At 69.8% G+C, this 22,919-nt stretch carries 10 protein-coding genes; 2 read left to right on the top strand and 8 right to left on the bottom strand.

The window, feature by feature from the left end; genetic code table 11:
* Nucleotides 1–47 precede the first annotated feature (47 nt).
* The 3 genes from AC3A6B_RS14105 to AC3A6B_RS14095 all read right to left on the bottom strand — a co-directional run bounded on the left by AC3A6B_RS14105 (nt 48) and on the right by AC3A6B_RS14095 (nt 3,413).
* Entirely contained in the window at nt 48–1,475 is a 1,428-nt protein-coding gene (locus AC3A6B_RS14105) for a sensor histidine kinase (protein WP_487837317.1), read from the bottom strand.
* On the bottom strand, nt 1,475–2,845 hold the full coding sequence (gene miaB, locus AC3A6B_RS14100) for a tRNA (N6-isopentenyl adenosine(37)-C2)-methylthiotransferase MiaB (protein ID WP_487837316.1): 1,371 nt from the start codon (nt 2,843–2,845) through the stop codon (nt 1,475–1,477). Before miaB ends, AC3A6B_RS14105 begins: the two co-directional genes overlap by 1 nt.
* Before the next feature lie 97 nt (nt 2,846–2,942).
* A complete protein-coding gene (locus AC3A6B_RS14095; protein WP_487837315.1) occupies nt 2,943–3,413 on the bottom strand; it encodes a hypothetical protein in 471 nt (156 codons plus the stop codon).
* Between the two features lie 220 nt (nt 3,414–3,633).
* Between AC3A6B_RS14095 and AC3A6B_RS14090 the strand changes: the two genes are divergently transcribed.
* Together AC3A6B_RS14090 and AC3A6B_RS14085 are read left to right on the top strand one after the other, a co-directional pair.
* On the top strand, nt 3,634–4,863 hold the full coding sequence (locus AC3A6B_RS14090) for an efflux RND transporter periplasmic adaptor subunit (protein ID WP_487837314.1): 1,230 nt from the start codon (nt 3,634–3,636) through the stop codon (nt 4,861–4,863).
* Nucleotides 4,860–8,012 (top strand): efflux RND transporter permease subunit, encoded by a 3,153-nt coding sequence (locus AC3A6B_RS14085; RefSeq protein ID WP_487837313.1) that lies wholly within the window; start codon nt 4,860–4,862, stop codon nt 8,010–8,012. Before AC3A6B_RS14090 ends, AC3A6B_RS14085 begins: the two co-directional genes overlap by 4 nt.
* Nucleotides 8,013–8,022: 10 nt before the next feature.
* Here the strand turns inward: AC3A6B_RS14085 and AC3A6B_RS14080 are convergent, their stop codons facing one another.
* Genes AC3A6B_RS14080 through AC3A6B_RS14060 form a run of 5 tightly spaced genes read right to left on the bottom strand, consistent with a single transcriptional unit; the run spans nt 8,023 to nt 22,839 of the window.
* Nucleotides 8,023–8,964, bottom strand: a complete 942-nt coding sequence (locus tag AC3A6B_RS14080; RefSeq protein ID WP_487837312.1) for an alpha/beta fold hydrolase — start codon at nt 8,962–8,964, stop codon at nt 8,023–8,025.
* Complete coding sequence (locus AC3A6B_RS14075; RefSeq protein WP_487837311.1) at nt 8,957–9,763, bottom strand: alpha/beta fold hydrolase; 807 nt, start codon at nt 9,761–9,763, stop codon at nt 8,957–8,959. The genes AC3A6B_RS14080 and AC3A6B_RS14075 overlap by 8 nt, the downstream gene beginning before the upstream one ends.
* Nucleotides 9,760–10,479: a 4'-phosphopantetheinyl transferase family protein gene (locus AC3A6B_RS14070; RefSeq protein WP_487837310.1), complete on the bottom strand. Its 720-nt coding sequence runs from the start codon at nt 10,477–10,479 to the stop codon at nt 9,760–9,762. The genes AC3A6B_RS14075 and AC3A6B_RS14070 overlap by 4 nt, the downstream gene beginning before the upstream one ends.
* A 10-nt stretch (nt 10,480–10,489) precedes the next feature.
* Nucleotides 10,490–15,505, bottom strand: a complete 5,016-nt coding sequence (locus AC3A6B_RS14065; protein WP_487837309.1) for an amino acid adenylation domain-containing protein — start codon at nt 15,503–15,505, stop codon at nt 10,490–10,492.
* On the bottom strand, nt 15,502–22,839 hold the full coding sequence (locus AC3A6B_RS14060; protein ID WP_487837308.1) for an amino acid adenylation domain-containing protein: 7,338 nt from the start codon (nt 22,837–22,839) through the stop codon (nt 15,502–15,504). Before AC3A6B_RS14060 ends, AC3A6B_RS14065 begins: the two co-directional genes overlap by 4 nt.
* Nucleotides 22,840–22,919 lie beyond the last annotated feature (80 nt).

The raw sequence follows: 22,919 nt of genomic DNA, 5'->3' as shown, positions 1-22,919 counted from the left end.
TCTGAGAAAAAAGCATGGGTCGGAAGTAGCGCGTGGAGCGGCGGAGTTCAGGCGGAGCGCGGCAGTTCGATGCGGAAGCGTGCGCCGGGTCCCTCCGGCAGCAGCATGATGCGGCCGCCATGAGCCGCAATGTACTCCTGCACGATCGACAGCCCGATGCCGCTGCCCTTGACCGAATGCTGGGGTTGCCGCTCGCCGCGGAAGAAAGGTTCGAAGATGCGGTCGCGATCGCCCTCGGCGATGCCGGGGCCGGCATCCTCGATGTCGATGCGCGCGGTGTCGGCCGTGCTCGAGACGGCGATCGCGATGGTGCCGCCGCGGGTCGAAAAACGGATCGCGTTCGACAGCAGATTGGCCAGCGCGGTGCCCAGCTTCACCGGGTCCACCACCACCGCGATCGGCTCGCCCTCCGCGCGCACGGTGAGGCCGCTGGCTTGCCACTGCAGGCGCTGGGCCTCGATCTGCTCCTCGATCAGCGGCAGCAGCGGCGTGCGCCGGCGGCGCAGCTCGCGCGCCTCGAAGGCTGCGGCATTGAAGCGCAGCAAGGCTTCGATCTGTCCCTGCAGCGCGATGGTGTTCTGCTGCAGGATCTGCGCGACCTCGCGCTGTGCCGGGTTGAGGGCGCCGGTCACGCCGTCTTCCAGCAGCGAGACGCCTTCGCGCAGCGCGGCCAGCGGGGTCTTGAGCTCATGCGATACGTGACGCAGGAAGCGTGCCTTGTCGGCGTCCAGCTCGGTGAGCCGCAACCGCAGCCATTCGAGCTGCTGCGACACGCGGCGCACGTCGGCCGGGCCGCGGATGTCGATCGGCTCGTCGAGCCGGTTCTCCCCGAGCCCGACGATGGCGCGCTCCAGCCGCTTGAAGGGCCGCGCCAGCCAGATGCCGAAGGCGAGCGCGAGCGACACCGCCAGCGCGCTGGCGGCCAGCACCTCGCGCATCAGGCGCCGGCGCGCGTTCTCGATGCGCTGCGCGAGCGCGTTGTTCTGCGTCTCGATCAGGAACTGGACCTGCTGCGCGATGTTGGTGTTCAGCGCATCGAGGTCTCGGAACTGCATCGCCATCGAACTCTCGCGCGCGAGCGCTGTTTCGGGCGCGCCGATCATCAGCCCCTCGATCACGCTCATCTGCGCTCGCCACTGGTCGGGGCCGGCGGACGGCAGCCCGTTGCGGCCGAGGCGATCGAGCACTTGGCGGGCGTCGCGTGCGGCCTCTTCGAAGCGGCGGCGCAGCACCGCATCGTTGAGCACCAGCGATTGGCGTCCCGCGCGCTCCATCGCGGCGCTGCGCTCGGCCAGCGATTGCACCGCACCCGACAGCGTGAGCGCGCGCGCCGCCGCGTCGCGGCTTTGCGTCATCAGCGCGTCGTACTGGAACACCGAACGCAGCGCGACGCCCACCAGCAGCGCCGTGATCAGCAGGAACGCGAACAGCAGCAGTTGCCGGAACGAACCGCGCGCCGATTTCAGCGCTGTCATCAGGCCGCCGGCACCGCGGCTTCGCGGGCCGATGCCTGGGGCGATTCGGCAGTCGGGATCTCTCCGCGCAGCGTGTAGGCCAGCGAGCGCGTGATGCGCACGTCGACCATGCGGCCGACCAGCCGCGCGTCGCCCTCGAAATTGACCACGCGGTTGCACTCGGTACGGCCCATGAGCTCGTGGGCATCCTTGCGTGAGGGCCCTTCGACCAGCACGCGCTGCACGGTGCCGACGCGGCTTTCCCCAAAGCGCTTGACGTTGCCGTCGATCGCGGCCTGCAGCCGCTGCAGCCGCGCGAGCTTGACCGCATGCGGCGTGTCGTCCGGCAGGGCCGCCGCCGGCGTGCCGGGGCGCGGGCTGAAGATGAAGCTGAAACTGTTGTCGAACTCGAGATCGTCGATCAGCTTCATCATCTTGTCGAAGTCGGCATCGGTCTCGCCCGGGAAGCCGACGATGAAATCGCTGCTGAGCGAAAGGCCGGGGCGGATGGCGCGCAGCTTGCGCACCGTGCTCTTGTATTCCATCGCCGTATAGCCGCGCTTCATCGCCATCAGGATGCGGTCGCTGCCGTGCTGCACCGGCAGGTGCAGGTGGCCGACGAGCTGCGGCACGCGGGCATAGGCGTCGATCAGGCGCTGCGTGAACTCGTTCGGGTGGCTGGTGGTGTAGCGGATGCGCTCGATGCCCGGAATCTCGGCGATGTACTCGATGAGGAGCGCGAAGTCGGCGATCTCCGCCGTGTCGCCCATCCGGCCGCGGTAGGCATTGACGTTCTGGCCCAGCAGCGTGACCTCGCGCACGCCCTGGTCGGCCAGGCCGGCGATCTCGACCAGCACGTCGTCGAGCGGGCGGTTCACTTCCTCGCCGCGCGTGTAGGGCACCACGCAGTAGCTGCAGTACTTGGAGCAGCCTTCCATGATCGAGACGAAGGCGGTCACGCCCTCGACGCGCGCCGGCGGCAGATGATCGAACTTCTCGATCTCGGGGAAGCTGATGTCGACCTGCGGCCGGCCCTCGCGCTCGCGCTGGTCCAGCATTTCGGGCAGGCGGTGCAGGGTCTGCGGGCCGAAGACCACGTCGACATAGGGCGCGCGCGCGATGATGGCCGCGCCCTCCTGGCTCGCCACGCAGCCGCCGACGCCGATCTTCACCCCGCGGGCCTTGAGGTGCTTGACGCGGCCCAGGTCGGAGAACACCTTCTCCTGCGCCTTCTCGCGTACCGAGCAGGTGTTGAAGAGGATCAGGTCGGCCTCCTCCACGTTGGCGGTCGGCTCGTAGCCCTGGGCGGCGTGCAGCACGTCGGCCATCTTGTCCGAGTCGTACTCGTTCATCTGGCAGCCGAAGGTCTTGATGAAAACTTTGGGGGTCATGGGTGCTCCCGGTGAGGTCCGGTTGGCTGGGCTCTGTCGTCATGGCGCGCCTGGCCGGCGGCGATGCGGCCGGGCCCTGGCGTCGAAGGCGGCCGCCTTATTGCCCGTAGCGGGGCAGCTGGTCGAACGGCGTCTTGCCGTCGTCGCGCGGGCCGGTGCCGGCCACGAAGGGCCAGAAGTTCAGGAGCGGCTTTTCCGCCGATTCGCGCTTGGCCTGCGCCTCCTCGGGCGTGAGGATCCAGACCTCGCGCACCAGGCCGGCGGCATCGCGCGTGTAGTTGACCAGCAGGTTCTGGCCGGTGATGGAAGCCGGCATCACCAGCATGTGCTGGGCGCTGCGGATGCGCGCGCCCGGCGAGAGCCGTTCGGGCTGGCCGTCGAGCTGGATCTCGGGCGGGTTCATCACCATGAACCGGCCGCGCAGCGTTCCGACGGGGAAATTGCGGCCGCCTGCGGCGGCTTCGTTCTGCGTTTGCGGCACGGGCGCATCTTGCGCCCAGGCGGGCGCCGTCAGGGCGCCGAGCGCTACTAAAATGAGAGCATTCCAGGGGGTGATGCAGCGGTTCATGGTGTTCATCCAGAGGCTGTGGGAGCGGGGATTCTAGCGGCCCCTTCCCTTGAGGCCCACGCCGGAGCCGCGCCCTGGGCGTGCGGTCTTGCATGGTCGCTTTACTTATCTTTACGGGGGTGATGGACTCTTGCAGTCCGCCGCTGCTCCAATGGTCGCTGTCAGGTAAAAGTGCACCCACTGCGCCTGCGATCCGCCCACGATCCAACGTATACGCTCCATGAAGAAGAATCTCGCCCTCACCGTTGCGGGTGTGTTGATCGTCGCCGCCGCAGCCGGCACCTGGTGGTGGTCCGGCACCAAGACGCGCAGCGTCTCGGAAGCCGCGGCGCCCAACGGGGCCGCGGTGGCGCTGGTCACGCTGGCAGCGGCGCAGCGGCAGGACGTGCCGGTCACGGTGCAGGTCAATGGCAGCGTGGTTTCCCTCAACAGCGTGGACCTGCGCCCGCAGGTGACCAACACGGTGCGCGAGGTGCATGTGAAGGAAGGGCAGTTCGTGAAGGAGGGCCAATTGCTCTTCACGCTCGACGACCGTCCCGACCAGGCCAACCTCGCCAAGGCGCGCGCGCAGCAGCAGAGGGACGAGGCCACGCTCGCGGACCTGGAGCGCCAGTACAGGCGCAGCCAGGAACTGGTGGCGCAGAACTTCATCGCCAAGGCTGCGGCCGACGCGACGCTGTCGCAGCTCGAGGCGCAGCGCGCCGCGGTGGCGGCCGATCGCGCGGCTGTGCAATCGGCGCAGGTGGCGCTGGGCTATGCGACGCTGCGCGCGCCGATCGCCGGGCGCATCGGCGCCGTCAACATCTATCCGGGCACGCTGGTACAGCCCAGCTTGTCGCTGGTCACGATCACGCAGCTCGACCCGATCGCGGTGAGCTTCCCGGTGCCCGAAGGAAAGCTGCAGGACCTGCTCGCAGCGGCCCGTTCGCACACGCCGGTCGAGGCGCTCATCGCCGGGCGCAAGGCGCCGATGAAGGGCGCGCTGAATTTCGTCGACAACGCGGTCGACCCGCTGATCGGGACGGTGCGCGCCAAGGCGGTGTTCGACAACGCCGATCAGGGCCTGTGGCCCGGCCAGTTCGTCGAGACCCGCGTCACCGTGCGCACCATCGAAGGCGCGACGGTGGTGCCGGCGGCCGCGATCATGATGCTGGCCGAAGGCAGCTCGGTCTACGTGATCGATGCCAACAAGACGGCTGTACGCCGCAAGGTCGAGACGCTCCACAGCTTCGGCACGCAGGTCGCGGTGCGCGGCATCGAGCCGGGCGAGCAGGTGGTCATCGAAGGCAAGCAGAACGTGCGTCCCGGCGGCAAGGTGCGTGTCGACGCAGCGGCCACGCCACAGCAACAGCAGCGGCCCGGCGGCCCGGCGCCCGAGACCACGCCCGGCAGCGCGGCCTCCGTCACGCCTTCCAACGCCAGCCTGGTCGCGGAGCGGGAGCGCTCATGAACATCTCCGAGCTGTGCATCCGTCGTCCGGCGATGACGGTGCTGCTCTCTGCCGCGGCGGTGGTGGCCGGCATCTTTGCCTATTTCCAGATCCCGGTCGCGGCGCTGCCGAGCTACAACACGCCGGTCATCAACGTCAATGCGCAGCTGCCGGGCGCCAGTCCGGACACCATGGCGTCATCGGTCGCGCTGCCGCTCGAAAAGCAGTTCTCCACCATCCCCGGCCTGCAGACCATCAGCTCGGTCAACACCCAGGGCGTGAGTTCGATCACGCTCGAATTCGTGACCAGCCGCGACATCGATGCGGCCGCGGTCGACGTCCAGGCGGCGCTGCTGCGCGCGCAACGGCAGCTGCCGATCGAGCTCACCCAGCTGCCGTCCTATCGCAAGGTCAACCCGGCCGACGCGCCGGTGCTGTTCATCGCGATGGTGTCGCAGTCGATGAGCCCGGCCGAGCTCAACGACTATGCCGAGAACCTGATCTCGCCGACCCTGTCGACCATCGACGGCGTGGCCCAGGTCGTGGTCTACGGGCGCAAGGCCTTCGCGGTGCGCGTCAAGGCCAACGCCGACCTGCTCAACGCGCGCAACATCACGCTCGACGAGCTGGCCGACGCGGTGCGCTCGGCCAATGCCAATACCCCGGTCGGCGTGCTCGACGGCCCGCGCCAGACGCTCACGATCCAGGCCAACGAGCAACTGATGAAAGCTGCCGACTTCGCCAAGCTGATTGTCGGCCAGCGCAACGGCGCGCCGGTGCGGCTGGACGAGGTCGCAACCGTTGAGGACAGCTTCGAGTCGGTCAAGACCGCCAGCAGCTTCAACGGTCAGAGCTCGATTTCGCTGGCGGTGCAGCGGCAGCCCAATGCCAATACGGTGCAGGTGGTGGACGCAGTGCGCGCGCTGATGCCCCGCTTCAAGGAGGAGCTGCCGCAATCGGTCGAGATCAACATGGTCAACGACCGTTCGATCTCGATCCGCGAGGCGGTGCACGACGTGCAGCTGACGCTGCTGGGCACCGTGCTGCTGGTGGTGCTGGTGATCTTCCTGTTCCTGCACCGCGTGGTGGCCACGCTGATTCCGGCCGCCACGATCCCGATCTCGCTGATCGGCGCGGTGGCGCTGCTCGCCGCCTTCGGCTACAGCCTGGACAACGTGTCGCTGCTGGGCATCACGCTGGCGGTCGGGCTGGTGGTGGACGACGCGATCGTGGTGCTCGAGAACATCATGCGCTACGTCGAGAAGGGCATGGAGCCGATGGCCGCCGCGCTGCGCGGCGCGCGCGAGGTCGGCTTCACCATCATCTCGATCTCGATCTCGCTGGTGGCGGTGTTCATCCCGATCTTCTTCATGCCGGGCGTGATCGGCCTGCTGTTCCACGAGTTCGCGGTGGTGGTGGGGCTGGCGGTCATGGTCTCGGCCGTGGTGTCGCTCACGCTGGTGCCGATGCTCGCGAGCCGGCTGCTTCGGCATACGCCGCGTGCCCACGGCGCCCCGGACCACGAGGAAGGCCACCCGGAGCCGGGCACTGCAATCGGGCGCGGCTTCGAGCGGGGCTACCGCTGGGTCCATGGCAGCTACCTGCGCTCGCTCGACTGGACGCTGCATCACCGCAAGCTCATGCTGGTCGTCGCCGCATCGACCTTCGCGCTGACGGCGTGGCTGTTCATCGTCATCCCGAAGGGCTTCTTCCCTGAGGAAGACATCGGGCAGATCTTCATCACGACCGAAGCGGCCGAGGACATCTCGTTCCCGGCCATGAAGGTCTTGCAGGATCGCGTCGCCGAGGCCGTGCAGGCCGATCCCAACGTGGCCTATGTCAACTCCTTCGTCGGCGTCGGCGGTTCGAGCTCCACACAGAACTCCGGCCGATTGTTCGTGGTGCTCAAGCCGCGCAAGGAGCGCGGCACGATGGCGCAGGTGATGGAGTCCCTGCGCACGCGCTTTCGCGAGATCCCGGGCATCGCCACCTACATGCAGCCGCTGCAGAACCTGCGCCTGGGCGGCCGGCAGAGCAAGGCGCGCTTCCAGTACACGCTGCAGAGCGTGAGCGCCGGCACCATGAACGTGTGGGCCGACCGGCTGATGGAGCGCATGCGCGCCGACCCGGCCTTCCGCGACGTGACCAGCGATTCGCAGAACCGCGGCCTGCAGGCCACCATCGACATCGACCGCAACAAGGCCGGCGTGCTCGGCGTCGAGGTCGGTGACCTGCGCACCGCGCTCTACAACGCCTATGGCGACCGGCAGATCGGCAGCATCTACGGCCCCAGCAACACCTACCAGGTGATCCTCTCGGCGGCCGACGACGACCGCCAGTTCGAGGAGGACATGGCGCGCCTGTCGGTGCGCAACAAAGCCGGGCAGCTGGTGCCGCTGTCGGCCTTCTCGAGCGTCAAGCGCACCGTCGGCCCGACCTCGGTCAACCACCAGGGGCAGCTGCAGGCGGTGACGGTGTCCTTCAACCTCGCGCCCGACGTGCCGCTGGGCGACGCGACCGCCAAGGTCGACCGGTTCAAGGCGGAGCTCAAGATGCCGCCCTCGATCATCACGAGCTACGGCGGCGACGCCGCGGTGTTCCAGAGCTCGCAGGCCAGCCAGGCGGTGCTGCTCATCCTGGCCGTGCTGGTGATCTACGTGCTGCTGGGCGTGCTTTACGAGAGCTACATCCACCCGCTGACCATCCTGGCCGGCCTGCCGTCGGCGGCGGTCGGGGCGCTGCTGTCGCTCAAGCTCTTCGGCTTCGACCTGACGCTGATCGCGACCATCGGCATCCTGCTCTTGATCGGCATCGTCAAGAAGAACGCGATCATGATGATCGACTTCGCGCTCGACGCGCAGCGCACCCAGGGCATGCAGCCGGTCGATGCGATCCGCGAGGCCTGCCGGCTGCGCTTCCGCCCTATCATGATGACCACACTGGCGGCCATGATGGGCGCGCTGCCGCTCGCGCTGGGCCTGGGCGCCGGCGCCGAGCTGCGCCAGCCGCTGGGCGTGGCGGTGGTCGGCGGGCTGATCTTCTCGCAGGTGATCACGCTCTACATCACGCCGGCGATCTACCTCGCGCTGGACCGCTACAGCGGCAGCGGGCCGATGCAGGAGCTGCCTGGGGAAACGCTGGCGCATGCGGCGCCGCACACCGCGAACTGAAAAGCCGGGCTCAGTGCACCGGATCGCGCTGCCAGGCCGCGGCGCTGCGCGCTGCGCCGGCATGCGTGCCGGCGCGACCCGTCGCAGTGGAATGGGCCGAGGCCGTGCCGCCATGCGTCACGCGCAATGCCCAGTCGCACACTACCCGCATGAAGATCTGTTGCGAGGCCATCGAGGTGAGGCTGTGGTCGATCTCGCCGATGAACTCGTATTCGAACTGCTGCATGAAGGGCTCGTGGGCAAAGGGCCCCAGCTGGTCGCGGCCGCGGTCCGTCACGTGCATGGTGCCGGTGTAGAGCTGCAGCACCGCCACGTTGCGCTCCGCCAGCTGGCTCATCGAGCGGCGGAACAGCGCGGCCGTGACTTCCGGCGGTTCGGGTTCGAAGATGCTGGGCGAGGCGGCGGCCGCGGCGCTGGCCGAGAACTTGCGCTGCAGCCAGCGCACCGTCTTGCCGATCACGGCCGGATTGGTCGGCACCGCCAGCGCGCGCCGCAGGGTGCGCTCGAGTTGTGCGCGGCGGCCCGGGAAGGCATAGCCGTCGAACATCAGCAGACCGACGACGCGTGCATCGGCCACGGCGAGCGAGAGCCCGTTGGTGGCGCCCGAGCACAGGCCGATCGCAATGAAGCGCCGAATGCCGAGCATGGTCTGGATCAGGTTCATCGCCGCCTGCAGATCGAATACCGCCTGCGTGAGAAAGTGCTCGGAGCCGCTGGCCGGGCCGCTGTCGCCCAGGCCCGCGAGATCGAAGCGGATGCTGCTGATGCCGCGCGCGGCCATCTGCCGCGCCAGCTTCACGTTGATGCGCCGGGGCCCGATACGGTGGTTCGCGCCCATGTTGAGCATGAGGCAGGCGACGGGCGCCAGCGAACCCTCGGAGGGCGTCGTGATGACGCCGATCAGCGAGCCGTCGGGTCCGAACTGGACGGGGATTTCCTTGTAGTCATTCATGGACTTCTGCCAGCAAGCGTTGAAGGGCCTCGGTGGGGACCATCGCGTTATTGGGATGCGGGTCGGAGGTCCAGATCAGCGGATGCTGGAACGAGGTGACGCGCAGCGGCATGTGGCGGGCCGCCTCCTTGCCCGCCCATTGATGGGCAACATGGTCGCCGGCATCGGCGAGCACCACGGTTTCGTGCAGCGCCGTAAGCTGCAGGGCTTCCGGGCCGAGCGCGCGCAGCTGCTGGCGCAGGAGCGGCGATACGCCGAAGCCGAAGATCTCGCCGGTGAAGGCATCGCCGTCCTTGGCCAGCCGGCGGCGCCATGCCGGGTCCGGCACGCAGAAGGAGCGTTCGAGCGCATCGACGTGGCCGGCGCGCAGTTCCTCGACGTAGCGCGCGCCGTCGATGATCGGGTCCCACAGGATGAGCCGGGCCGGATCGCAGCGCCCGCTCTTGGCCGCCAGCACCGCCAGGGCGGCGCCCAGGCGCGCGCCGAGCCAGACGATGCGCCGGCTGCCGGCGCGGCGCCGCAGCTCCTCGTGCGCGGTGCAGACGTCGCGCCGCCAGCCTTCGACATCGCCGTCGGTGTCCTCGCCGGGCGAGTCGCCGCTGCCGTGGTAGTCGAAGCGCAGCACCGCCACGCCGGAACGCGCCAGACGGTCGGACAGCACGCGGAACAGGCGGTGCGCGCGCACGGCCTCCTGTCCGAGGGGCGGGCAGATCAGGACGGCGATGCCGCTGTCGCGCTCTGGCGAATGGAAGAGCCCGAAGAGCTGCCGCGAGGCGGGGCCGAAGAGCAACGGAGTCATGCGTAAGTCTCGCTTTCGACGGCGGGCAGGCGCTGTACGACAACGGCCTCTTCGCATATCAGCACCCGTGCCACCGCACACAGGGCGCCCTGGACATCATGGAAGGAAGACAGCGCCAGGCGCACCACGCCGTCGGCGGAGGTGATTTTCACTTCGCGCGAATCGGCCACCACGCCCACGTCGAAGCTGCGCGTGTCGACCGAGAGGCCCATGCCGGTGGCCTTGAGGCAGGCCTCCTTGCGGGTCCAGCAGGCGAGGAAGGCGCGGTCGCGCGCGCTGGGTTCGAGCTGGGCCAGCGCATGCCGCTCGGCCTCGGTGAAGTAGCTTGCGGCCAGTGCCTCGGCATCCGGCATGGGGCGCAGCAGTTCGACATCGACACCTACTTCGGCCTCGTCGCAGACGGCGATCAGGGCCACCGACTGGCTGTGACTCAGGTTGAAGCGCAGCTGCGCATGCTCGACCAGCGTGGGCTTGCCGAAGGCGCCGTGCTGGAACTCCAGCAGGCTCGCGGGAGCGCCGCATTGCGCGGCGAGCGTCTCGCGCAAGGCCGCATGGGCGGCGACGAAACGGTTGCGGTCTCGCCGGAAGACGAAGCGCCGGGCGCGTTCCCACTCGGCCTCCGACAAGGAAGCCACCGCCTGCGGCGCCGGCGTGGCGTCCAGGTCGACCTGCCATAGGCGGCAATGTGCCGAGGAGGGGAGTTGCGTGATCGTCATGGCGGCCTCTTCAGCTCTTGCGGCTCCAGCCGGAGAACACGCGGCCGAGCAGGCCGCCGCGCCGCGACTCGTTCACTGCCGGCGCGGCGGCCAAGGCGTCGAGCGCCGTGCCGGCAGCGGCCGAGGCCAGCTGCCCCAGGCCTTCGAATACGTAGCGTCGCGGTTCCACGCGGAAGCCCATCACCTGTTCGGCTTGCTGGATGACGCGCATCGCGAGCAGCGAGTCGCCGCCGAGGTCGAAGAAGTTGTCGTTGGCGCGGATGTCGTTGACGTCGATGCTGAGCGCGCTGGCCCAGATCTGGGCCAGCTTCGCCTGCTCGGGCAGCAGCAGCACCTGCGCCTGCGCCTGCGGAGGCCGCGCGGCCACGGTTTGCGCGGCGGCGGGTGCCGGCGCGGCGTCGGCTGCGAGCCGCTGCAGATAGACCGCGCTGTCCGAGCCGGCCGGCGCCGCGATGGCTTCCAGCGTGGCGTCCGGCTGCTGCGCGACCAGGCGCAGCAGCTCGAGGTAGCGCTCCTTGAAGGCGGCGCCGGTCTCGCGCTTGTAGATGTCGGCGTTGTAGACCACCGCGCCTTCGAGGCCGTTGGGCTTGTCCATCAGCCAGATGCCGAGATCGTCGGTCGCGCCGCGCTGCGGCAGATGCATCTGGCGGTGCTGGAGGCCGCCGATGTCGCGCGGCCGCTCGCGCGCGTCCTGAAACGAGAACAGGGCCTGGTAGAGCCCCACGCCCTGCGCGCGCTCCACGAACTCGGGCTCGCTGACCAGGCGCTCGAAGGGGATCTGCTGATGGCTCATCACCGCGATCAGCTCCTGCTTGACGTAGCGCATGAACTCGCCGAAGCGCAGCGAGCGGTCGATCTGGAAGGACAGCGGCAGCACGTTGTTGAAGAAGCCCATCACGGGCTCGAGCTCGGGCGCCTCGCGGCCACGCACCGGCGTGGCGATGACGATCGAGCGGCTGTCGACGATGCTGCTCATCATGAGAATATAGACGCCCAGGGTCAGCATGTTGAGCGTGACGTCGTGGCGCTGGCCGGTCTCGCGCAGCCGCTCGGTGAGCGCCTTGTCGACATTGATCCAGTGCGCGCCGCCCTGGCCGCTCATGCCCGCGCGGCGCGGCATGTCGGTGCGTGGCGCCTTCGGCGTCGGCGAGTTCGCGAAGCGGTCCTTCCAGTAGCGCAGCTGGAGCTCGGCCTCGGGCTCGGTGAGCCAGCGCGCATACCAGTCGGCATAGTCGCCGTGGGTCACGGCCAGCTCGGACAACCCGTGCGCCTCGCCGCGCACCAGCGCGCCATAGACGGTCGACAGCTCGCTCTGCAGGATGTCGAAGGACCAGCCGTCCCAGATCAGGTGATGCGGCACGAAGACGAAGGCGTGATCCTCGGCCGCGATCTTGTAGAGCGCCGCGTGGAACATCGGTGCGCGATGGATGTCGATCGGGCGATCGGCCATCTCGTGCATGCGCTCGGTCAGCTCGGCTTCGCGCTGGTCCTCCGGCAAGTCGCCGAGGTCGAACACCGGGAGTTCGTAGGCCACGTCCTTCGCGATCAGTGCGGCCGGCGCGCCGGTGGCGGGATCGGTGCCGACCGCGGTGCGCAGCGAGGGTTGCCGCGCGATGATCGTCTGCAGCGCCGCCTTGAACTTCTCGATGTCCAGCGGCCCGCCGAGCCGGTGCGCGGACGGGGCGTTGTAGGTCGGACGCCCGGGATGCAGCTCTTCCACGAAACGGATGCGCTCCTGCATCGGCGTGAGCGGTGCGCTGCTGCGGTCCGCGACATGCGCGATGGGTGCGCTGCGCGGCGCGTTGCTGCCGTCGAGGCCTTCGATCGCCGCGGCCAGCCGTTCGGCCGTCGGCGCCTCGAACAGCATGCGCAGCGGCACCGTGAGCCCGAACTCTCGGCTCAGCAGGGTCGCGAGCCGCGCCGCCAGCAGCGAATGGCCGCCCAGCGAGAAGAAATCGTCGCGGATGCCGAGGCCGGGCAGATTGAGCACGCGCTCCATGGTCTCCAGCACGATGCGTTCGCGCTCGTTGCGCGGCGCCAGCCGCTCGCCGGTTTCCTGCCGCGTCGCGCTGGGCTTGGGCAGCGCCTTGCGATCGACCTTGCCGTTGGGCAGCAGCGGAATGGCGTCGAGGCCGACCACGTGCTGCGGCACCATGTACTGCGGCAGGCGGCTGCGCAAGTGGCGGTCGAGCGCGGTCAGGTCCACCGTGGCGCCCGGCGAGGGCGCGAGGTAGGCCACCAGGCGCACGTCGCCCGGCTGGTCTTCGCGCGTGACGACCACGCTGCGCGCCACGCCCGTTAGCTCGTTGCAGCGCGCCTCGATCTCGCCGAGCTCGATGCGGTAGCCGCGCACCTTGACCTGGAAGTCGAAGCGGCCCATGTGCTCCAAGAGGCCGTCGTTGCGCCAGCGGCCGCGGTCGCCGCTGCGATAGATCAGCGTATCGACGCCATCGATCGCGGTCGTCACGAAGCGCTCGGCCGTGAGCTCGGGCCGCTCGAGGTAGCCCAGCGTCACGCCCAGGCCGCTGATGCAGATCTCGCCCGGCACGCCGATCGGGCAAGGCTGCAGGTTGCCGTCGAGGATCCAGACGCCGGTGTTGGCCATCGGCCGGCCGATGGAGACGCCGCGCGCCGCGACGATCGGGCGCTCCATGCGCCAGACGGTCGACCACACGGTGGTTTCCGTCGGTCCGTAGAGGTTCCAGAGCTCGCTCGTGCGGTCCATCAACTCGAGCGAGAGATCCGCGGGCACCGGCTCGGCGCCGATCCAGGCGCGGAAGCCGCGCGGGCCCGACCACTCGGCGTCGAGCAGCAGCCGCCACATCCCGGGCGTGGCCTGCAGGATGGTGATGGCTTCCGACTCGAGCAGCGCGCGCAGCCGATTGCCGTCCATCGCGACTTCGCGCTGCACGATCACGATCTCCGCGCCGGCCGCCAGCGGCAGCATGACTTCGGGCACCGCCATGTCGAAGGACAGCGTGGTCACGGCCGCCATGCGGTCGTTCGGGCCGATGCCCGGCTCGCGCTGCATGGTCTGCATCAGGTTCGCCGCTGCGCGGTGCGGCACGCACACGCCCTTGGGCTTGCCGGTCGAGCCGGAGGTGTAGATCACGTAGGCCGTGTCCTCGCCCTGCGCATCCTGGGCGCCGGGCGCGAGCGGCGTGGGCGCTTCGTTCTGCCAGGCGGTGTCCAGGTCGAGCAGCAGCACGCGGTCGGCCGCGTCTTCGCGCCACATCTTCGGTGCCGCGGCGATCGAGGAGGCGGTCAGCAGCAGCCCGAGCTTCGCATCCTCGGCGTAGTAGTCCAACCGCGCCTGCGGGAAGGCGGGGTCGAGCGGCACGTAGGCGGCGCCGCTCTTGAGCACCGCGAGCAGGGCCACGAACATGTCGAAGCCGCGGTCCAAGCACAGGCCGACGCGTTCGCCGCGGCCCATGCCGCGCGCACGCAGCGCATGGGCCAATCGGTTCGAGCGCTCGTCGAGTTCGCGGTAGCTCATGCGCTGGGCGCCGTCGCGCAAAGCCGGCTGCGCGGGCTGCGTCGCCGCATGCGTCATGAAACCGGCATGCATCAGCGGCGCGCCTTCCAATGGCGTCGGCGCCGGCTGCAGCGTCGCGAGGGCATGCGCTTCGGCGGGCGACAGCAGCGCGAGCTTGCCGACCGGGCAGGCCGGCTCGCGCACCACGGCGCGCAGCAAGGTTTCGTACATCCCGAGCCAGCGCCGCACGGTCGCATCGTCGTAGAGGTCGGCGTTGTACTGCGCCTCCATCTGCATGCCGCCCACCACGGGCGTCACGTTGAGGAAGAGCTCGAAGTTCTCGTAGCGGCGCGCGATGGTGCTCTGCTCGACCTGCAGGTCCGGAAAATTGCCCTCGTTGGGCGCTGCATCGCGGTCCACGTTGAACAGCACGTTCACCAGAGGCAGCCGGCTGGGGTCGCGCGGCACGGGCAGCTTCTTGAGCAGCGCACCGTAGGTCAGGGTCTGGTGTTCGAAGGCGTCGAGCAGGGCGCTGCCTGCCTGGCGCGCCAGCGCATCGAAGGGCGCCTGGGCGTCGACCGCCACGCGGATCGGCAGCAGGTTGACGCAGTGGCCCACCAGCGAGGGCATGTCGCTGGGCATCTGGCCCGCGGCCGCGATGCCGATCACCAGGTCGTCCTGCGCCGTCAGGCGGTGCAGGGTCGCGGCGAAGGCGCCGAACATGGTCGCGAACAGGCTGGTGCCCGAGACGGCGCCGACCTTGCGCAGGCCGTCGATCAGGTCCTGGCTCAGCACATGATCGATGCGGTAGGCATTGAAGGTGCGCACGGCCGGCCGCGGGCGGTCGAGCGGCAGCTCCAGCACCGGCAGGCTGCCGCCGGCGAAGCGCGAGAGCCAGTAGCCGACGTGGGCGTCCATCTCGGGGCTGTTCGCCTCTTGCGCCTCCCAGGCGGCGTAGTCGGAGTACTGGGCCGCCGGCGCCAATGCCGGACCGGCGCCGATCTGCTCGGCATAGAGACTGCCGAGGTCCTGGCTGATGACGCCCCAGGACCAGCCGTCGCAGACGGCGTGGTGCGCGCTCATCACGAGCACGTGGTCGATCGGCGACAAGCGGTAGAGCGCGGCCCGGAAGAGCGGGCCCTGCTCGAGCTGGAAGGGCTCGAGCACGGCGGCCACGCCGTCTTCCTCGAGCCTGCGCTTCTGCGCCGCCGCATCGAGCGCGCCGAGGTCGTGTTCGGCCATGTGGACCGGCACGGCCTCGCCGATCAGCAGCTGCGTGCCGTCGGGCGAGATGGTGGCGCGCAGGGACTCGTGGCGCGCGACCAGCCGGTCGAGCGCGCTGGCGAGCGCACGCGTGTCCAGCGTGCCCTTGAGGCGCAGCCGGAGCGTCTCGTTGTAGGCCAGCGAGGCTTCGGGACTCAGGCGATCGCCGAGCCAGACTTCGCGCTGCGCCTCGGTGGTCGAGACGACCCGCTCGATCAGGCCCGAGGCGAAGGGATCGAAGTCCTCGGTGGCGTCCTCGGCGGACAGGGTGGCGACTGCGTCGATCATGCTTTGTACTTCGTGAATTTGCCGTGGGCGTTCGGATCGGGCACGAACCACGCGGGTTGGCCGTCCTTGTCGCGGCCGAGCCGCGCGTCGGGTGCGGGTGGATGCGAGGGGTCGAGCACCGTCTTGGGCGCGGCGCGGCGCGGCAGCAGCTCGGCTTCCTGCATCTCGGCGACCGATTCCTTGAAGGCGGACTTGATGGTCGCGATGTCCTCTTGCGAATGCGCGGCCGTCATGAAGCAGGGGAAGTTGTCGAGGATGTGCACGCCGCGGCTGCGCATCATCGCGAACAGCAGGTCCTGCAGCGGATGGTCTTCGAGCCAGCTCACGCGCCACAGCGATGAGAAGTAGCGGATCTCGACCGGCGCGCCGACCTCGCGGCAGAAGGCCGAGAGCTCGTCGGCCATGGCCGCGGTGTGCAGGTTCAGCTGCGTCTGCAGCTTGTTGTTGTCCGCCTTCAGGTGTTCGAGCGCGGCCTTGGCCGCGGCCAGCGCGAGCGGATGCCGCACGAAGGTGCCGGCGAAGTAGGTCACGCCCACGGTGGGCACCGAGTCGTCGCCGTACTGCCAGGGACCGCCGTCGAGCGCATCCATGTACTGGCGCCTGCCGGCGATCACGCCGACGGGGAAGCCGCCGCCCAGCACCTTGCCGTAGGTGGCGAGGTCGGCGCGGATGCCGAACAGCGCCTGCGCACCGCCCAGGTCGCAGCGGAAGCCGGTGATGACCTCGTCGAAGATCAGGCAGGTGTCGGACTTCTCGGTGATCGCGCGCACCTCGCGCAGGAACTCGCGCGGCTGGAAGTCGGGCCGGCGGCTCTGCACCGGCTCGACCAGCACGGCAGCCAGGTCCTCGGCGTTGGCGCGGATGAATTCGAGCGCCTCGGGCGTGCCGTAGTCCAGCACGCGCACGTCGCCGAACATGCCCTGCAGCACGCCGGGTGCCGCCGACATGCCCTTGGCATTGCGGCCCGCGCGCACCAGCACCTCGTCGAAAGTGCCGTGGTAGGAACCGGTGAAGAGCACCACGGTGCTGCGGCCGGTGACGGTGCGTGCGATGCGCAGCGCCGCCATCACCGCCTCGGAGCCGGTGTTGCACAGGCCCGCGCGGTCGAAGCCTGTGAGCTCGCACAAGAGCCGGGTCACGTCGGCGGCCAGCGGGTGCTGCGGGCCGATCTCGTAACCCAGGTCGAGCTGCTTCTTCACCGCCTCGTTGATGAAGTCGGGCGTCCAGCCGAAGAGGTTCATGCCGAAGCCGTTGAGCGTGTCGACGTACTCGTTGCCGTCGATGTCCCACATGCGCGAACCCTTGGAGCGCTCGATCACGATCTGGTAGGTGATCTCCTTGGTTGCGGGACGGAAGCCGTTGACCACGCGCGGATCGGCCATGTGCGGGCGGTTGCGCTCGGTGAAGGCCTTGCTCTTCTGCGTGCGCTCGACATAGCGGCGCATGAAGGCCGCCAGCCGCGCCTTCTGGCGCTCGGTAGGCTCCTTGCTCTGCGTGTGGATGCGCGCGATGGCGCCGAAAGCTTTCTTGACGTCGTATTTCGGTGCGACGGGCGGCTCCTCGGCAGCCGGCTCGGGGGTGTTGGACGCCGTGGCCGCGGCGGTGGCCATGGGCGTGGGTTGCTCGACCGCCGGTGCCGGCAGCGCAGGGCTGGCCGGAACCGTCGGCGCCGCCGACAGCAATGCGAGTTGCTGTTGCATCAATTGCATCTGTTGCGCGATCACCTGCTGCATCAGGCTGCCGTTGGCGCCGGCCGCAAGCGGCGCCACGGGCTGCATGGCCGGCATCGCCACGGGCACCGGCTGCTGTTGCTGCTGCGCGGCGACCGGCATCGCCGGCGCGGCCTGCGCGGGCACTGGCGCGGCCGCTTCCGGCGGCAGCGTCGCATCGAGGAACTCGGCCAGCGCGTCGAAGCTGCGATAGCTCTCCATCAGCTGCCGGAACGTCAGGTTGACCTTGAAGGTCTTCTTGACCTGCAGGGCGGCCTGCGTGAGCGTGAGCGAGTCGAGGCCGATCTCGACGAAGGGCGCGGCGCCGTCGACGTCGGCCATCTCGGCGCCCGAGAGGTTCTCGAACAGCTCGCGCAGGCGCGCGACGAGGGAGGCGCGCCGCGCGGGCGGTGCGGAAGTGGCGGCAGCAGCAGCGACGGTCATTGTCAACTCCGGAATCGATGGGGTCGGTGGGGGCACGGATGCGGAAACAGCGGGCGCGGGCGCAGGCGCTGGTGCGACAGGCGCCGAAGCGATGTCGACCCAGAAGCGCTTGCGCTCGAAGGGGTAGGTGGGCAGGCGCACGCGCTGCTTGCGTGCGCGCCTGTCGAGGGCGGCCAGGTCGATCTCGACGCCCTGGGCCCAGAGCCGGCCGGCGCCGAGCCGCCAGGCCGCGCTCTCGCTGCTCGGCTGGTCGGCGAGCAGCGAGGCCGCCGGTGCGGGCAGGGCCTTGGAGGCGTGCTGGCGCACCAGGGTGGCCAGCGTGTTGCGCGGGCCGATCTCGACGAAGAGCGGATGCGCGAGCTGGCCCAGCACCTCGCGCACGGCGGGCGAGAAGCGCACTGTCTCGCGCAGGTGGCGCGCCCAGTAGCGCGGGTCGGTCGCTTCCTCGGCGCTCAGCAGGCGGCCGGTGAGGGTCGAGTAGATCGGGAGCCGAGGCGCGGCAAGCGGGGTTTCGCGCACCAGCGCCTCGAAGGGCGCGACGGCCGCATCCATCATCGCGGAGTGGAAGGCATGCGAAGTCGAAAGCGTCTTCGCGACGATGCCCTTGGCTTCGAGCTCGGCGCGCAGCTTCTCGATGGCGTCGCTCGGGCCTGCGGCCACGCAGACCGCCGGGCCGTTGTCGGCCGCCAGCGAAATCCCTACGGGCAGCAGCGGCTGCAGCTCGGCGGCCGGCAGCCGCACCGAGAGCATGGTGCCGGCGGGCAATGCCTGCATCAGCGCACCGCGCCGCGCGACCAGCCGCGCCGCGTCCTCGAGCCGCATCACGCCGGCCAGCACGGCGGCGGCGAACTCGCCGACGCTGTGGCCGATCATCGCGGCCGGCTTCACATCGAGCGCCATGAGCTGGCGTGCCAGCGCGTATTCGAGCGCGAAGGTGGCGGGCTGCGTGGCCGAGGTCGGCGCCAGCGCGGCAGCATCGTCCGAGAACATGCGCTCGCGCAGGTCGAAGCCGAGCACGCCGTCGAAAGCCTGCAGGCATTCGTCGAAGGCGGCGCGGAACACCGGCTCCGCGGCATGCAGCGTGCGCCCCATGCCGGCGTACTGCGCGCCCTGGCCGGGGAACATGAAGACCGCCTGCGGCACCCAGGCGTTGATCGAGGCGCCGGCGCGTGCGGCCGAATCGGCGCTGCGCAGTGCCGTCACTGCTTCGTCGATGGATTCGGCGACCACGCAGGCGCGCTGTGCGAACTGCTTGCGTCCGACGCGCAGCGTATGGGCGACGTCGGCCAGCGAGAGCTCGCGGTGCGCGTCGAGGTGATCGGCCAGCCGGGCGGCGGCGGTGGCGAGCGCCGCCGGCGTCCGCGCAGAGAGCGTGAGCAGTTGCGGGCCGCGCGCCGGATCGGAAGGCGCAGCGAGCGGCGCTTCCTCGACGATCACGTGCGCATTCGTGCCGCCAACGCCGAAGCTGCTGACGCCGGCGCGCCGCGGCGCGGCCTCGCGCGGCCAGGGGCGAAGCCGGCTGTTCACGCGGAAGGGCGTGGCGTCGAAATCGATGGCCGGGTTCGGTGCCTCGTAGTGCAGGCTGGCCGGGATCGCCTCGCAGTGCAGGGCGAGAGCGGTCTTGATGAGGCCGGCCGCACCCGCGGCGGTGACCATGTGCCCGACATTGCTCTTCAGCGAGCCGATGGTGCAGAAGCCGGTGTCGGCGGTGTGCGCGGCAAAGGCGCGCGCGAGGCCCTCGACCTCGATCGGATCGCCCATCGGCGTCGCGGTGCCGTGCGTCTCGATGTAGGAGATGCTGCGCGCCTCGACGCCGGCCGAGGCGAGCGCGGCTTCGATCACCGCGGCCTGGCCGTCCACGCTGGGCGCGGTGAAGCTGGCCTTGGCGCCGCCGTCGTTGTTGATGGCCGCGCCGCGCAGCACCGCGTAGATGGTGTCGCCGTCGGCGATCGCGTCGGAGAGACGCTTGAGCAGCACAACCGTCGCGCCGTCGCTGAACACCGTGCCCTTCGCCTTGGAATCGAAGCTGCGCGTATGGCCATCGGGCGACAGCATCGAGCCTTCGTTGTAGAGATAGCCGCTCTTCGGCGGGCAGGTGACGGATGCGCCGCCCGCCAGCGCCATGCGGCACTGGCCGGTGCGCAGCGCGAAGAAGGCCTGCGCGATCGCGACCAGCGAGGTCGAGCAGGCGGTGTGCACGCTGACGGCCGGGCCGGTGAGGTTGAGCTTGTTCGCCACGCGCGTGGTGATGTAGTCCTTCTCGTTGGCCAGCATCACCTGGAACTCGCCGACCATCTCGACCAGGTCGGGCCGGGTCGAGACATGGCGCTGGAAATAGCTGGCGTTGTACATGCCGCCGTACACGCCGACCGGGCCGGGCGCCTGGTCGGGCACGTAGCCGGCGCGTTCCAGGCATTCCCAGCAGATCTCGAGGAACACGCGCTGCTGCGGGTCCATGAGCTCCGCTTCCTTCGGGTTGATGCCGAAGAAGGCGGCGTCGAACTGATCGATGTCGTCGATCACGCCGCGGGCGCGCACATAGAGCGGGTCGGCGCGCAGCGCGGCGCTGACGCCGGCGTCCAGCGTCGCATCGTCAAAGAAGCTGATCGACTCGCGGCCGGCCATCAGGTTGTCCCAGAACTGCTCGACGTCCGCCGCGCCCGGGAAGCGGCCGGCCATGGCGATCAGTGCCACCGGTTCCATGTCGCCGGTGCTTGCCGGCATTGCTGCGACGGCGCGTTCACGCTGCGGCGCGGCGGGCTCGTCGTGCTGCGCCTGCATGTCGGCGGCCAGGGCCGCGGGCGTCGGCTGGCGGAAGAACAGGTTGGTCGAGAGGCGGCGTTCGCTGCCCTGCTGCAGATCGCGCAGCACGCGCAGCACCAGCAGCGAATCGCCGCCGAGGTCGAAGAAGTTGTCGCTGCGGCCGACCTGGTCGAGGCCCAGGGCGCGCGCGAAGGCGGCGCAGACGCGGCGTTCCGCATCGTTGCGCGCTTCCTCGAAAGGCTGCGCGAGCTCGGGCCGTTGCCGCGGCGGCTCGGGCAGCGCGCGGCGGTCCAGCTTGCCGTTGGTCGTGACGGGCAGCTGCTCGAGCCAGACCTGCGCCGCGGGCAGCATGGCTTCGGGCAGGCGGTCGGCGAGATGCTGGCGCAGCACGGTCCAGGGCAGCTCGGCGCCGCGCGCCACGAGGTAGGCCACGAGACGCAGCCGGCCTGCCGCGTCTGCGCGCGGCACGACCGCGCAGGACTTGATGCCGGGATGGGCGAGCAGCGCGGCCTCGACTTCGCCGATCTCGATGCGATGGCCGCGGATCTTCACCTGGCCGTCGAGGCGGCCGATGTATTCGATGCTGCCGTCAGGCAGCCAGCGCGCCTGGTCGCCGGTGCGGTAGAGACGCTCGCCCGGCGCGCCGAAGGGATCGGCCACGAAGCGTTCGGCGCTCAGGTCGGGGCGCTGCAGGTAGCCGCGCGCCAGGCCGCGCCCGCCGATGCAGAGCTCGCCGACCAAGCCGGCGGGCAGCATCGCCATCGAGGGGCTCAGCACGCGCAGCACGGTGTCGTTGATCGGGCGGCCGATGGGCACCGAGCGCGCGTCGGCCGGCAGGTCCCGCGGAATGCGGTGGGTGGCGGCGAAGGTCGTGCACTCGGTCGGCCCGTAGCCGTTGATCAGCGTGAGCCCGGGCAGCGCCGCCAGCGCGCGCCGCACATGCGATACCGACAGCGCCTCGCCGCCGGTGAGCAGCTGGCGCAGGCCGGCCAGTTGCGCGGGATCGTCGTCGACCACCGCGTTGAACAGGCCGGCGGTGAGCCAGGCGGTCTGGACCGAATGCCGGGCGATGGTGCGCGCGAGGCCGGCGCCCGTCGGCACTTTCTCGTCATGCACCACGCAGATGCCGCCGTTCAGCAGCGGGCCCCAGATTTCCAGCGTCGAGGCATCGAAACCCAGCGGTGCCGCATGCAGCACGGCCTCGCCCGGACGGAGCTCGACATAGTGCGCATCGACCACCAGGCGCAGGATCGAGCGATGGCAGATCTCGATGCCCTTGGGCGTGCCGGTCGAGCCCGAGGTGTACATCACATAGGCGATCGATTCGCCGTCGGCCGCTGCCGGCGCGAGCGGCGGCAGCGCGGCATCCTGGCCGGCGCCGTCGTCGATGCACAGCAGGGGCCGTTCGCTCGGCACCAGTTGCCGGTACGCGGCCTGGGTCACGACCAGGCCGACATCGGAATGCGAGAGCATGAACGCGATGCGCTCGGCCGGGAAGTCGGGCTGCACCGGCACGTAGACCGCGCCGGCCTTCAGAAGGCCGAGCAGCACGACCACGGCCGCGCTCGAACGGTCGAGCATCACGCCCACGGTGTCGCCGGCACGGATGCCGCGCGCCTGCAGGCGGCGCGCCAGCAGCTCGGCGCGCGCGGCCAGCTCGCGGTAGCTCAGCGCGCCTGCGTCGCCCGCGAGCGCGATCGCATCGGGCCGCGCGGCGACCTGCCGGTCGAACATGGCATGAACGGTCAGCCCCACGTCATAGGCCGAGGCTGCGCTGTTCCATCTCTCCAGTTGGCGCTGGCTGTCGATGGCCGGCAGCGTGCGGATCTCGCGCAGGCGTGCCGCGGGGCGATCGAGCAGATCCGAGGCGGTATCGGCGATGGCCAGCAGCAGGCTGACCGCGATCGCGCTGTCCATCAGCGATGCGCTGGCAGCCAGCCGGAGCGTCGCCGGCCGGCCCGCGGGCGCATGGAATTCCAGCTGAAGCGAAGGCGCGTCGGCCTGGCCGGCGCTCGCGCCGTCACGGAGCCAGAGCGCAAAAGGGGACGGCGATCCGGCCCCCGATGCGACGACGGTATTGCGACGTGCGCTGTCGACCGTGGCCAGCCATTGCGCTGCTGTCGTGGTGTCGTCGCAATCCACCGCGACGCCGGCACCCGGCGCTTCGTGAAACTCCACCGCCGCCAGGCCCAGCCAGCGGGATTGAAGCAGGATCCATGAAGCGGCGAAGAGCGTGTCCGGCAGAAGGCCGGACGCCTGCGCCTGCGCGGCCCAGCGGGCCGCGAGTGCCGGCGGGATATCGAGGCTGGAGACTTGCACCGTGGCTTGCCCCGCTGCGCCGGCACGGGGTACGAACAGGTCGGGCAGCGAATGCGCCGTCGCCTCGGTCGAGGAATTGGGTTGAGGTCCTTGTTCCATGAACTGGTGGCTCCGCTGTTAGCGCTGTTGCTTCCTTGCTTCGTACGTCGGCCTACATGTATCCATTGTGAGTAACTACA

This window comes from Variovorax sp. Soil_C_33 (assembly GCF_057656935.1).
Note: the sequence above shows the minus strand (reverse complement) of the source record. Positions and strands in the feature narration are given on the sequence as shown.

What these genes read in the sequence shown, in the direction of transcription:
- AC3A6B_RS14095 (WP_487837315.1), bottom strand. Translation starts at nt 3,413, where the DNA reads ATGAACCGCTGCATCACCCCCTGGAATGCTCTCATTTTAGTAGCGCTC.
- AC3A6B_RS14085 (WP_487837313.1), top strand. Translation starts at nt 4,860, where the DNA reads ATGAACATCTCCGAGCTGTGCATCCGTCGTCCGGCGATGACGGTGCTG.
- AC3A6B_RS14060 (WP_487837308.1), bottom strand. Translation starts at nt 22,839, where the DNA reads ATGGAACAAGGACCTCAACCCAATTCCTCGACCGAGGCGACGGCGCAT.
- miaB (WP_487837316.1), bottom strand. Translation starts at nt 2,845, where the DNA reads ATGACCCCCAAAGTTTTCATCAAGACCTTCGGCTGCCAGATGAACGAG.
- AC3A6B_RS14090 (WP_487837314.1), top strand. Translation starts at nt 3,634, where the DNA reads ATGAAGAAGAATCTCGCCCTCACCGTTGCGGGTGTGTTGATCGTCGCC.
- AC3A6B_RS14065 (WP_487837309.1), bottom strand. Translation starts at nt 15,505, where the DNA reads ATGATCGACGCAGTCGCCACCCTGTCCGCCGAGGACGCCACCGAGGAC.
- AC3A6B_RS14080 (WP_487837312.1), bottom strand. Translation starts at nt 8,964, where the DNA reads ATGAATGACTACAAGGAAATCCCCGTCCAGTTCGGACCCGACGGCTCG.
- AC3A6B_RS14075 (WP_487837311.1), bottom strand. Translation starts at nt 9,763, where the DNA reads ATGACTCCGTTGCTCTTCGGCCCCGCCTCGCGGCAGCTCTTCGGGCTC.
- AC3A6B_RS14070 (WP_487837310.1), bottom strand. Translation starts at nt 10,479, where the DNA reads ATGACGATCACGCAACTCCCCTCCTCGGCACATTGCCGCCTATGGCAG.
- AC3A6B_RS14105 (WP_487837317.1), bottom strand. Translation starts at nt 1,475, where the DNA reads ATGACAGCGCTGAAATCGGCGCGCGGTTCGTTCCGGCAACTGCTGCTG.